The sequence below is a fragment of the Aeromonas sp. R5-4 genome, from assembly GCF_040908215.1.
Classification (GTDB): Bacteria; Pseudomonadota; Gammaproteobacteria; order Enterobacterales; family Aeromonadaceae; genus Aeromonas; species Aeromonas veronii.
The window spans coordinates 32835-44825 of record NZ_JBFODG010000010.1 but is presented as its reverse complement, the minus strand read 5'-3'; the positions used below and the strand labels follow the sequence as shown (position 1 = coordinate 44825).

The following is an 11991-nucleotide window of genomic DNA, read 5'->3' as shown; positions in this document are numbered from 1 at the left end:
ATCGGGTCGCCAGCAAGTGGTTGGGCCCTGTGTGGATGGACTAAGCATCGCTAATTGAAGGCAATACAAACTCGGGAAGTTAAAACCAAAAAGCGAAGGCCAACAGCGGTTGGCCTTCGACTGGCAGTTTATTGGCAGCGGTGTGTCTGGCGTGAACAAATCGCCGCCCTTCACGCTTACTGTTTGGCTTCGGTCTTGCCGTCGAAGCTGGCGCTCCACTGGGCCAGGATGGCGTTACGCTCGCGGGCTGCCCAGCTAAAGTCGTTGTCGATCATCTGGCCTTTGATATCCGCCGGATAGCCCGCTCTCGGTTGTGCTACATCGGGGATGGCGACCACGGCGAACGACTTGTTGTAGAGGGCGTTGGCCTGTTCGGTGGCGGCAAAATCGAGCAGCTGTTTGGCGGCTTCCAGCTTGGGGGTGCCCTTGATGATGGCGGCGGCTTCCATATCCCAGCCCGACCCCTCTGTCGGGAACACCACCTCGATGGGGGCACCCTTGGCTTTGAGGCTGGTGGCCGGGAAGTCGAAGGAGATACCGATCACCGTTTCACCGCTGGCGGCCAGCTTGCAGGGGGCGGGGCCCGAGTGGGTGTAACGGTCGATATTCTGGTGCAGGCCGTTCATGAATTGCCAGCCCTGCTGCTCGCCCATGGTCTGCAGCCAGCCCGCAACGCTCAGGTAACCGGTGCCGGAGGAGCTGGGGTTGGGCATGATCACCTTGCCCTTGTAGATGGGCTTGGTGAGATCGGCCCAGCTGGTGGGGGCCGGGATCCCCTGTTTTTCCGCCTCTACCTTGTTGAAGCAGATGGCGCTGAAGAAGGCGTCCAGACCGATCCAGTGCGGCTCGGCCTTGCTGTCGCGAAAGCGGCTGTCGAGCTTCTCCAGCCCTTTCGGTGCATAGGCATTGAGCATCTGCTGCTGATCGAGCTGCATCAGGCTGGTGGCGGCCAGTCCCCACACCACATCCGCCTTGGGCTGCGCTTTTTCTGCCAGCAAGCGGGCGGTGACCACGCCAGTGGAGTCACGCACCCACTTGATGTTGATATCCGGATGCTGGCGTTCGAACGCGGTTTTCAGCTCGTTGAGCTGCTCCGGTTCGAAGGCGGTGTAGACGGTGAGATCGGTCGCGGCCAGTGCCGGGGCGGTCATGGCAGCCAGCACGGCGGCGGCCAGCAGATGGGTTCCCTGTTTCATCCTCTTCTCCAGTTAAATTGGTTTGGTATAAACCAGATTGGTCGAGAGAGAGGCTAGGGGATCTTTATGACGTGACCGTGACAGCCCCGTGACGTTTTGCCGTTCCTGATTTGTTCGTGACTAATCCTGGGTATCCACCTCGATCTCCAGACTGTCGTGGCGCCAGTACTCCAGATCGAAGTCGAGCACCCGGCCGTGCTGATCGAAGTTGAGCCGCTCGAGGCGCAGGGCGGGTAGGCCGGCGGTGGCCCCCAGCGCCTTGGCCACCTCGTCCGGCAGGGCGGTGGGGAAAAAGCGCACCTGCATGCGGGCATAATGAAGATCGTAATGGGCCTGGTAGATCTCGGTCAGACTGCCGTTGAGATCCAGTGCCAGCAGGCCGGGCACCCGTTCTGGCAGGCAGTGGTTCTCGCAGTAGCAGATGGCGCGCCCGTTGGCGTAGCGCAGTCGCTTGAGCAAAAAGAGGCTGTCAAACGGCTTGAGCTGCAGCTGCGCCATCAACGCGGGCGGCACCGCCTGGCGGCTTTTCTCCAGCAGCTCGGTACGCGGCTCACCCCCTTGCTCCCGCACTATCTGGTGAAAGTTGGAGGTGCGTCTGGGGTTCAAGCGAAAGCGTGGCGGGGTGACGAACCAGCCGCGGCGATCCTCCCGATAGATAAGGCCGTTCGCCTCCAGCTGCACCAGCGCCTCGCGGATGGTGACCCTTGTGGTGCCATAGAGTTCCCCCAGCAGCCGCTCGGAGGGGAGCTTGTCGTTGGGGGGCAGCCCCCCCGCCAGGATCTGGTTGGCGAGGGCATCCTTGATCTGCAGATATTGGGGTTTGCTCATGAAAATCCCTGGTTTTGCAATAAGTTGTGCAATGAGTTGGGCAATAGGCTGGGCACAGGGCAGGTCATCTGCCCGGTCGTTACACGGCAACATCAACATGCGTTGGTAGATACCAGAATTGCCCCTGCTGTTCAGGCTTCCTAGATTATCGCGATCCCGGCGCTGAAAATGAATTTTTTGTTGCACGTAGCCCCACCCCTTTGACCTTGGCGGGGCAGTTACCCACAATGCGCTCATTCTGGTATATACCAAAAGGAGCGAAGTCATGACCCATATTCCTGCGGCCCCTGTTGCCGTCGATTACCTGCTGCTGACCCCGGGCCCCCTCTCGACCACCGCCACGGTGCGCGCCGCCATGCTGCAAGACAGCTGTACCTGGGATGCGGACTACAACCAGGGGGTGGTGGAGCCCATCCGCCGCGAGCTGGTGCGCCTCGCCACTGGCCCGGAATATCAAAGTGACTACAGTGCCGTCTTGCTGCAAGGGAGTGGCAGCTATGTGGTGGAGAGTGTGCTGGGCTCGGCGATCGGCGTCGATGAGTGTCTGCTGATCATCAACAACGGCGCCTACGGTGCCCGCATGGGGGAGATGGCCCGCTGCCTTGGCCTGCGCCACCACGAGCTGGATTGCGGCGAGACGACCCGCCCGGAGCCCGCCGCCATCGAGGCGATGCTGGCGCGCCACCCCGAGATCACCCATCTGGCCATGGTGCACTGCGAGACCACCACTGGCATGCTCAACCCCCTTGAGGAGGTGGCTGAGCTCTGCCAGCGCCGCGGCATCCGCCTGATCGTCGATGCCATGAGCAGCTTTGGCGGTATCCCCATCGACATGGGGCGACTTGGCATCGAGTTTCTTATCAGCTCGGCCAACAAGTGCATTCAGGGGGTACCGGGCTTTGGCTTCGTCATCGCCCGCCGCGCTGCGCTGGCGGCCTGCGCCGGTCGCGCCCGCTCGGTCTCCCTCGACCTGCATGCCCAGTGGCAGACCATGGAGCAGCAAGGGGGCAAGTGGCGCTTTACCTCGCCCACCCATACCGTGCTTGCCTTTGCCCAGGCCCTGCGCGAGCTGGATGAAGAGGGGGGCATTGAAGCCCGCCATCAGCGCTACAGCGAGAATCAGCGCACCTTGGTGGATGGCATGGCTGCCCTCGGCTTTGCGCCACTGCTGCCAGAACAGTGGCAATCTCCCATCATCACCGCCTTCTACTCTCCGGCCCACCCTGACTACCGCTTCGCCGACTTCTACCAGCGGCTCAAGGCGCAGGGTTTTGTTATCTATCCAGGCAAGGTCTCCCAAGCCGACTGCTTCCGTATCGGCAATATCGGCGACGTGACCCCTGAGCGGGTGCGCGATCTGCTCGCCGCCATGGCCAGCGCCTGCTACTGGCAAGGGGACGCGCGATGACCAGCATGCTGGCTCAGGGTCGTGATCTGCGTGGCCGCGATTTGCATGACCATAAGCTACACGGCAGCGGCCGTGCCGACAGCGAAGGGGATATCAACCTCGGCGAGGGGCGGGCGCGCTGGTGGGCGGGCCAGAGCGAAGATGTACGGGCCGGATTGGCGGAGGATAGCCGCTACTTTCTCCATCAGGCGCTCTCCACCCCCTGTCTCGATCTGCTTGAGGGGGCGCAGGGGAGCAGGTTGACCAGCGTATCGGGCAAACGCTATCTCGATTTTCACGGCAACAGCGTCCATCAGCTGGGCCACGGTCACCCCAAGGTGGTGGCCGCGGTGCAGCAGCAACTCGCCGATCTGCCGTTCGCGCCCCGCCGCTACACCCATCAGGTTGCCATCGACTGCGCCCGCACCCTGGCCGAGCTGGCCCCCGGCGATCTCAACCGGGTGCTGTTCGCCCCCGGCGGCAGCGAGGTGGTGGGGATTGCCCTGAAGCTCGCCCGTTTCATCACCGGCAACAGCAAGGTGGTGTCCCTCTGGGATGCCTTTCACGGCGCCTCTCTCGATGCCATCTCGGTCGGTGGCGAGGCCTGTTTTCGCGCCGGTATGGGCCCATTGATGGCCGGAGTGGAGCGCATCCCCCCCCCCACCCGTTATCGCGGCGTCTGGTATCGCGGGGAGGGGGATGACCTGCACTACGCCGATTATCTGGAGTACGTCATCGAGAAGGAGGGAGGAATAGGCGCCTTTATCGCCGAGCCCATCCGCAACACCGATGTACAGGTGCCCTCGAAAGCCTACTGGCAGCGGGTGCGGGAGATCTGCGATCGCCACAAGGTGCTGCTGATCGTCGACGAGATCCCCAATGCCCTGGGGCGCACCGGCCACTGGTTCAGCTTTGAAGAGTTCGGCATCGAGCCCGACATCATCTGCTTGGGCAAGGGGTTGGGGGGCGGTGTGGTGCCGTTTGCCGCGCTCATCACCCGCGACCGTTTCAATCAGGCTGCGGCCATCTCGCTCGGTCACTACACCCACGAGAAGAGCCCTATCGGCTGCGCGGCGGCCCTCGCGACCATCGCGACCATCCGCGAAGCTGGGTTGCTGGCAAAAGCGCAGGAGGATGGCCGTTTTATGGCGGCCGAGCTCGGCAAGTTGGCCGAACGTCACCCGCTGATCGGGCAGGTGCGCGGTATCGGTATGCTTTGGGCGCTCGATCTGGTGGTCGATCACCAGAGTCGCACCCGCAATAGCCAGGCCGCCGAGCGGCTGCTCTATCGCTGTCTGGAGCTGGGGCTCAGCTTCAAGGTCTCCCAAGGCAACGTCATCCAGCTCTCGCCACCGCTCAATATCACCCGCGCCGATCTGGTGCGCGCCATCACCATTCTCGATCGCGCCCTCGGCGAGATCGCACTTTCACCGAAACAGGAACACCACCATGACTGACCTGCAGATTGCTGTAGACCCGATCACCGACGTAGAGGCGCTGATCCTCGACTGGGCTGGCACCGTCGTCGACTTCGGCTCCTTCGCCCCCACCTCCATCTTCGTCGAGGCCTTCGCCCGCGCCTATGACTTTCCCGTGACCCTGGACGAAGCACGCCAGCCCATGGGCCTTGGCAAGTGGGATCATATCGCCGCGCTGGGCCGTCTGCCCTCGGTGGATGCGCGTTGGCAGGCCCGCTTTGGCCACCCCATGAGCCACGCCGAGGTGGACCACATTTATCACACCTTTATGCCGCTGCAGATTGCCGCCGTGACCCGCTTTGCCGCCCCCATCCCCGGTGTGCTGCCTGTGTTGGACGCTCTGCGGGTGCAGGGGATGAAAATCGGCTCCTGCTCCGGTTATCCCCGTCCGGTGATGGAGGCGCTGGTGCCAGCGGCGGCCGATCACGGCTATCGCCCGGATCACTGGGTCGCCACCGACGATCTCAAGGCTGGCGGTCGCCCCGGCCCCTGGATGGCGCTGGCCAACGTGATTGAGCTGGGAATAAGCGCCGTGCATCGCTGCATCAAGGTGGATGACGCCGTGCCGGGTATCTGCGAAGGGCTTAACGCGGGCATGTGGACGGTGGGGCTGTCGGTTTCCGGCAACGAATTTGGTGCCACTTGGGAAGAGTTTGCCGCCATGAGTGAGGCGGAGATCGCCGCCCGGCGCGCACCGGCCGAGGCCAAACTGCGGGCGGCGGGGGCACACTATGTGATTGATACCCTGGCCGACATCGCCCCGGTTATCGCCGATATCAACCGCCGTCTGGCCGCTGGCGAGCGGCCGTAGGCCATCTGCTTGGTCTAACAAAAGCGCTTGGCTGGCTTTAGATACAACACGCCCCCATCCGGGGGCGTGTTGCATTTACAGGGGGAAGTTGTGCGCGGTCAGCGGATATCGACCCGCATCAGGGGAGAGGGGGCGTTGTCGACAAAGTGGTGCCAGATATGGTCGTAGAGTGCCTTCTGGCCGGGGAAACTCACCAGCGCCTTGGCCTCGGCCAGGGAACACCAGCGATAGTCTGTGTGCTCGTCGTTGAGGATCACCGCCTGATTAGCCGGGCAATAGACCACAAAGACCGGCACTACCTCTATCGTATTCAGGCTTGCCTCGTAAAACTGCTCCAGATACTGGCCGTTGTAGAGTTCGGTGACCCTGATCCCCGTCTCTTCGCCAAACTCCCGAATAATGGTCTGCCAGCCGGTTTCACCCGCCTCCACCGTGCCCGCCACATGGCACCAGAAGCCCCCCTTGACCCGTTTCATCACCAGCAATTTTGTTTCGCCATCGACAGTGGTGAGGGCAACGCCAGAGACGGCCTTGCAGCGAATGGGGATCATGATCTTCTCTCCGGATTTGGGCTCTGTGATAGCCACGAACAGTGTGAAGGCGTGTTAATTGAAATATGCCTCGGCGGGTAGGCCCATGACCTCTATTTCATTCAGGCCGCTTTTGGCCAGATAGTTGGCCACCAGATTGAACCCCACCCAGTAACCGGCATATTTGGGAAATGGCCGGTTATCACGGCAGTAGAAAAAGTCTAAAAAGTTGAACTGCTTGCTGGATAGATGGGGTGTCATCTCTGCCAGGAGCGATTGCCAGTCATGGTGATGAGACTCCTTGAACAGCGAGGGGAGAGTGCCACCATTGAACCTCTGCTCAAAGTAGCAGGCCAGCCCTTCAAAAATCAGGTTTTCGGCCAGTGTTTCTGCTTCCACCTTGTTCTTCTTTTGCACGATATGGTGGACTTCGTGGGCCAGCACGGCAGGCAATTCGGTGATGATCACCTCTTTGATATCAGGCCGTTCCAGATCAAGCTGGAGTTCTATTCGATACATGTTGATGGCCCAGCCACCGATACCCGAGTCGGGAGCATCCCCCTCGGCAAAAGGGCTGAAGGTGACATCCAGTTGGGAGAGATCGAACAAGGCATTCAATTTGTTGGCCGTCTTGGCAAAGACGTGCCTAATGGTGTCATCGAGCCCATTGAATTTACCCGAGTCGTTTAACAGGGTGAGTTGCATCCAGACATCCTTGTCTATTGAAAGAGAGTGCTGAGCCACTTGCGTGGTCGCGGCGCCATATCACCACGATTACCCTACTTCAATCAAGGGGTTACCCGCCCATTATGCTTGCCGTCTGGATCGCCTCGATCAGCGCGGCCCGATTGATGCGAGGGCGCTCGCCATCGAGCAGTTGCTGCCACAGCGCAATGGCCTGACTGTAGCGACCATGCAGGAAGTGATCGGAGGCGACCAGCATCAGGGCGCTCACTTCCCCCGCGTCCTGCTTGAGAGCGCTCTCCAGCAGGCGGGTTGCCTCGGGAGTCAGCTGCTGGCCCGCCTGATAGTAGAGCACAGTGGCTTGGGCGGCCTGGGTCGCTGCACTGGCGCCCCCCTCCAGCAGCGCGAGGCGCTGGTAGGCGAGCAGGGAGTTGTCATATTCGCCCCGATAGAGATAGAGCTGGCCGAGCGCCGCCCAGCTGTCGAGATCGGTAGGGTTGCGCTGAAGCTTCTGATGCAGACTCCCCAGCTCCTTGTCTTGCAGATCCCGCGGGCTCAACCCCGCCAGCGGATCGGGGCGCGACTGATAAGCCTGCCATGCCTGATAGCGGCCGGTGCTCAGATAGACAGCTGCAACGGCTACGCATGCCATGATGCCAAGCAGCAACAGGGCCCGCCCGTGCCGGTTATTGCGGCCGCGATTGTCATGCTGGTTGGCCAGTTGCGCGCGCAGGGCCAGCTCAGCCACCGGGATGGCGTTGGCCTGGCGGGCGGCGCTCAGCTCCCTGTAGAGTGGCTGGTCTGGGGAGAGGCCTGCCTGCTCCCCGTGCATGATCAGCAAATTCAATTCGCTGCGCGGATCGGCGGCGGGTTGAGGGGGGGCCTCAACGATGGCCTTAACGGCAGGGATGGGGTGCGCCTTTGTGCGTGTCAGGCGGCGAAACAGGATCAACAGCGCCAGCCCCAACAGCAGCAGGGGACCGCCCCACAGCAGCGCCGTGCTGGCCTTGAAGGGGGGATCGTAGCGGACGAAATCGCCGAAGCGCTCCGTCATGCGGGCGATCACCTGCTCATCAGACTGCCCCTCGTCCACCCAGCGGTAGACCTCGAGCCGCAGATCTCGGGCGATGGGGGAGTTGGACTCCACCAGATTCTGGTTCTGGCACTGAGGGCAGCGCAGGGCGCGGGCCAGCTCTTGCGCCCGATTTTGCAGCTCGGGGTGGCGAAATTGGTAGGTATCGACCCCGCTGGAATATGCAGTGGCACTCAGCAGTATGCCGAGGGCCAGCAGGGTGCAGGCAAGAGAACGGCACATCATGGCTGTGTCTCCCGAGCTGATATTGCAATAGCTGGTGCAGTAGTGGCGGCCTTTATCTGTGCGTCCGTTCGCGCCTGGTCGAGCAGGGGAGCAAACTGCCGTTGCCAGATCCCTTTGGTAAGCTCGCCGGTATAACGGGTCAGCAGGGTGCCGTCGCTGTCAAAGAGATAGGTCTCCGGCGTGCCGTAGACGCCGAGCTCCAGCGCCAGTCGGCCGTCGGGGTCGGCCAGCACGGCGCGATAGGGGTTGCCCGCCTGGATAAGCCAGGCGCGGGCCGCATCCCCCTTGTCCCGGTAGTTGAGACCGTAGAGGGGCACTGTGCCCGCGAGCTCGCTGAGCAACGGATGCTCGGCGCGGCAGTTGACGCACCAGCTGGCCCAGACGTTAAGCACAAAGGGCTCACCTTTGAGGCTGGCGGTCTGGATCGGACGTCCGTCCAGCAGATTGTCGCTCTGCCACGCAGGCAGGGTGCGCCCGAGCGTTGCCTCATCCTGGCTGTAGGGATTGTTGCCAAGGCCGAGCCAGAGCAGGGCGCCGAGGCCCAGGGTCAGCAGCAGGGGAACAAAGAGGCGCAGGCGGGATCTCATAACGCCTCCTGTTCGAGCCGGGGATGGGAGGTGCCAACCTCAACGGGACGGGAGGCAAGCAAGGGGCGACGGGCGAGCAGGCGCAGGGTGCCGCCCGCCATCATCAACAGGCCGCCGAGCCAGATCCAGCGCACCAGCGGCTTGTAGTGCAGCCGCATGGCATAGGCATCTGGTCCCATCTTCTCACCCAGCACCACGTAGAGATCGCCGAGCATTCCCCACGCGATGCCGGGTTCGTTCATGTTCATGGTGCGCACGCTGTAGTGGCGCCGCTCCGGCGTCAGCCGCGCCACCTCTTTACCATTCTTGCGCACGCTAAGCGTGATCCGCTCGGCGGTATAGTTGGGGCCGATCACCGGCTCGCGCCCCTCATAACGAAACTCGAACGCGCCGAGCTGGTAGGGCTGGTTGGCACTTAGCACTGTGCCTCCCTCCTGACTGTGGTGGCTCACTTGGGCAATGCCGAGGGCGCACACCGCCACCCCGAGGTGGGCCAGTAGGCTGCCGAACCGATTGAGGGTGAGCTCGCGCAGCGACGTCGGTTGCAAGAGCGGGAGCAGCAGGCTGGCTATCAGCCAGAGGCTCACCATATTGGCGAGGGTGCCAATCCAGCTACCGGAAAACGATCCCTGTTCCAGATAGGCAAGGCTAATGAGCCCGCCGCCAAGCAGGCCGAACAGGCATGGGAGCAGCACCTTGATGCGGCGCTGGGCTGCCAGATGCTGCCAGCGCAGGCGCGGCAGCTGGGTCATCAGCCCCATCAGGCAGAGGGCCAGCGGCACGAAGATGGTATTGAAATAGGGGGCCCCCACCGAGAGCGAGCCCAGATGGAGTGACTGGAACACCATGGGGTAGAAGGTGCCGAGCAACACGCTGGCGCAGGCCACGCAAAGCAGCAGGACGGCGGTGCCGAGCAGCCCCTCTTTCGACCAGAAACCGAAGCGGGCATAGGGGGCGCGAATGTCCGCCCGCAGGGCAAACAAGGTGAGGGCGCAGGTCAATAACAAGCCGAGCAGCAACAAGAGGGTGAGGCCACGGCTGGGGTCCACCGCAAAGGCGTGCACCGAAGTGAGCACCCCGGAGCGCACCACGAAGGTACCGAGCAGGCTCAGCGAAAAGGTAAAGATGGAGAGCAGCAGCACGGCGTGACCGTAAGCGCCGCGCTTCTCGCACACCACCAGGGCGTGTAGCAGGGCAGTGCCCAGCAACCAGGGCAAAAGGGAGGCGTTTTCTACCGGATCCCAGAACCACCAGCCGCCCCAGCCGAGCTCGTAATAGGCCCACCAGGAACCCAGCACGATGCCGGCGGTGAGAAACACCCAGGAGCCGAGCGCCCAGAGGCGGCTCCAGTGGGCCACAGCGCCATCGAGCCGACCCGAGTGCAGCGCCGCCATGGAGAAGGCGAAGTTGACGGCAAAGCCGACGTAACCGAGATAGAGCAGGGGCGGGTGGATGATAAGGCCGATATCCTGCAGCATGGGGTTGAGATCGCGCCCCTCCCGTGGCCCCGGGAATTGGCGGTCAAATGGGCTGGAGAAGATCAGGGTATAGAGGCCGAACAGCCCGACGATCAGCCCCATGATGGCCAATACTCGAGCTGTGATCAGCGGATCGACCCGCTTGGAGCAAAGGGCCACCAGGGCGCCCCACAGCCCCAACGCAAAGACGAAAAAGAGCATGGAGCCCTCGTGGCCGCCCCACACGGCCGCCAGCTTGAAGCCCAGCGGCAGGGCGCTGTTGGCGTGTTGGGCCACATAGCTGACGGTGAAATCATCTTGGCCAAAGCAGCTGGCGAGCAGCAGCAGGGAGGCCAACAGCAGGAGCGCGACCAGGAGGGCCAGCGGTGTTGCGCAGCCGAGCAGCGGGCGTGAGGCGAGCCGCAATCCCAGCCAGGGCAGTAGCCCTTGCAGCAGGGCGAGCCCGGTCGCCAGCAACAGTGAGAGATAGCCGAGCTCCGCCAGCACATAACCTCCGGTTCAATCTTTGATCTCATTCATGTCATGACACACACACCGCGTCGTCTCCCTTTGGCGGGGAACATTGCCAAGCAACGGGTGTGGCATCACCAGAAATTCATTGGGCCAGCAACAAACCAGCGCCAGTCACCCGAGGGCGGCTGGCGCTGGTGATCATATCTTTAAACTACTGTCATCTGGCCTGCGTACAGCACGAAGTAGCGCAGCAGCAGGATCCCCACCAGGGTCAGGCTGCAGACCAGCACCAGATGACCGTTTCGCTCCCGCAGGGGCGTGGGGGTCAGCAGAGCCAGTAACTGGGGCAGCAGCATGCCGATGCCCACCACCCCGACCCAGAACACCTGAGCCCAGAAGCCACTGCAGATGGCGGCCCACATCGCCACCTCTTTCTGGCCGCCACCGAAGTAGAGGCCGGTAAAGAAGCAGACCAGCAGCAGCACCTCCACCGCCAGTACGGGTCGCTCGAAGCGATGCACGAAGCTCACCCCCTGGCTGTGATGGTTCTCCTTGAAGAGCGTCACCGCCAGCAAGATGGTGGAGGCGATGCCGGAGCTGATACCGGATACCAGAAACAGCACCGGCAACACCGGGTTGTTCAAGAGCGGATAGGTCTTGAGCGCCGAGAGCAGAAAGCCGGTGTAGGCCCCCAGCAGCACGGCTAGTAGCAGCAACAGCGGTGCCAGCAGCCGCTCGATGCGGGCGAGCCAGCCAATCAGCCCATCCACAAAAGCGAACTTCTCTTTCAGCAACCGGCAGCGCATTGTCTCGATCTCGGTGCGAAACACCACCGCCAGCCAGGCGAACAGCACCGCCATATAGAGCTGGAACAGCATGACCCCCATCGACATCACGGAGTCGAACTGGTAGTGGAACATCAGCTTCCAGAAGGTCCAGGGGCGGGCCAGATGGAAGATAAGGATCAGCAGCCCCAATATCACGCTCGCTGGCGCCAGAATGGCGGTCGCTTTGATGATGCCGCTCTCGCTGCCTGCCCCCTTGCGGCGCAACAGCACCGAGAGGGTGGTGGCTCCGGCGGAGATGCCGAGCAGGAACAGGTAGATGGCGATCGGCCAGTCCCAGACAAGTGAAGGGAAGTGAAATGCGTCATGCAACATGATCCATTCCTCCTTCTGTTACTGCGGTAGATGGCGATCGGACAAATCCCCACACGAGGGAAGGGAAGTGAAATGCCGCTT

At 62.4% G+C, this 11991-nt stretch carries 11 protein-coding genes; 3 read left to right on the top strand and 8 right to left on the bottom strand.

The annotated features are described in order from the left end of the window. Positions 1 to 176: 176 nt before the first annotated feature. Together AB5Y83_RS03210 and phnR are read right to left on the bottom strand one after the other, a co-directional pair. On the bottom strand, positions 177 to 1196 hold the full coding sequence (locus tag AB5Y83_RS03210) for a putative 2-aminoethylphosphonate ABC transporter substrate-binding protein (protein ID WP_368174694.1): 1020 nt from the start codon (positions 1194 to 1196) through the stop codon (positions 177 to 179). 120 nt (positions 1197 to 1316) lie between these two features. Beyond that, on the bottom strand, positions 1317 to 2024 hold the full coding sequence (gene phnR, locus AB5Y83_RS03205) for a phosphonate utilization transcriptional regulator PhnR (RefSeq protein ID WP_368174693.1): 708 nt from the start codon (positions 2022 to 2024) through the stop codon (positions 1317 to 1319). A 265-nt stretch (positions 2025 to 2289) separates the two neighbouring features. Here phnR and phnW point away from each other — a divergent pair, with 265 nt between their 5' ends. The 3 genes from phnW to phnX are packed head-to-tail and all read left to right on the top strand — an operon-like array spanning position 2290 to position 5700. Next, positions 2290 to 3432, top strand: coding sequence for a 2-aminoethylphosphonate--pyruvate transaminase (gene phnW, locus AB5Y83_RS03200; RefSeq protein ID WP_368174692.1), 1143 nt, complete (start codon positions 2290 to 2292; stop codon positions 3430 to 3432). Next, positions 3429 to 4868 carry an aspartate aminotransferase family protein gene (locus tag AB5Y83_RS03195; protein ID WP_368174691.1) on the top strand — a complete coding sequence of 480 codons (1440 nt, stop codon included), beginning with the start codon at positions 3429 to 3431 and terminating at the stop codon, positions 4866 to 4868. Before phnW ends, AB5Y83_RS03195 begins: the two co-directional genes overlap by 4 nt. Further along, on the top strand, positions 4861 to 5700 hold the full coding sequence (gene phnX / locus AB5Y83_RS03190) for a phosphonoacetaldehyde hydrolase (protein WP_368174690.1): 840 nt from the start codon (positions 4861 to 4863) through the stop codon (positions 5698 to 5700). Before AB5Y83_RS03195 ends, phnX begins: the two co-directional genes overlap by 8 nt. A 98-nt stretch (positions 5701 to 5798) precedes the next feature. Here the strand turns inward: phnX and AB5Y83_RS03185 are convergent, their stop codons facing one another. From AB5Y83_RS03185 to nrfD, 6 genes are all read right to left on the bottom strand, one after another. After that, positions 5799 to 6251, bottom strand: a complete 453-nt coding sequence (locus AB5Y83_RS03185; RefSeq protein ID WP_159163731.1) for an NUDIX pyrophosphatase — start codon at positions 6249 to 6251, stop codon at positions 5799 to 5801. 54 nt (positions 6252 to 6305) lie between these two features. Next, positions 6306 to 6935: a DUF2268 domain-containing putative Zn-dependent protease gene (locus tag AB5Y83_RS03180; RefSeq protein ID WP_236317818.1), complete on the bottom strand. Its 630-nt coding sequence runs from the start codon at positions 6933 to 6935 to the stop codon at positions 6306 to 6308. Between the two features lie 91 nt (positions 6936 to 7026). Beyond that, on the bottom strand, positions 7027 to 8232 hold the full coding sequence (nrfF, locus tag AB5Y83_RS03175; RefSeq protein ID WP_368174689.1) for a heme lyase NrfEFG subunit NrfF: 1206 nt from the start codon (positions 8230 to 8232) through the stop codon (positions 7027 to 7029). Continuing rightward, positions 8229 to 8819: a DsbE family thiol:disulfide interchange protein gene (locus AB5Y83_RS03170; RefSeq protein ID WP_368174688.1), complete on the bottom strand. Its 591-nt coding sequence runs from the start codon at positions 8817 to 8819 to the stop codon at positions 8229 to 8231. The genes nrfF and AB5Y83_RS03170 overlap by 4 nt, the downstream gene beginning before the upstream one ends. Next, entirely contained in the window at positions 8816 to 10783 is a 1968-nt protein-coding gene (gene nrfE / locus AB5Y83_RS03165) for a heme lyase NrfEFG subunit NrfE (RefSeq protein ID WP_368174687.1), read from the bottom strand. The genes AB5Y83_RS03170 and nrfE overlap by 4 nt, the downstream gene beginning before the upstream one ends. A 173-nt stretch (positions 10784 to 10956) precedes the next feature. Further along, positions 10957 to 11910, bottom strand: a complete 954-nt coding sequence (gene nrfD / locus AB5Y83_RS03160; protein ID WP_368174686.1) for a cytochrome c nitrite reductase subunit NrfD — start codon at positions 11908 to 11910, stop codon at positions 10957 to 10959. Between the last annotated feature and the right edge of the window lie 81 nt (positions 11911 to 11991).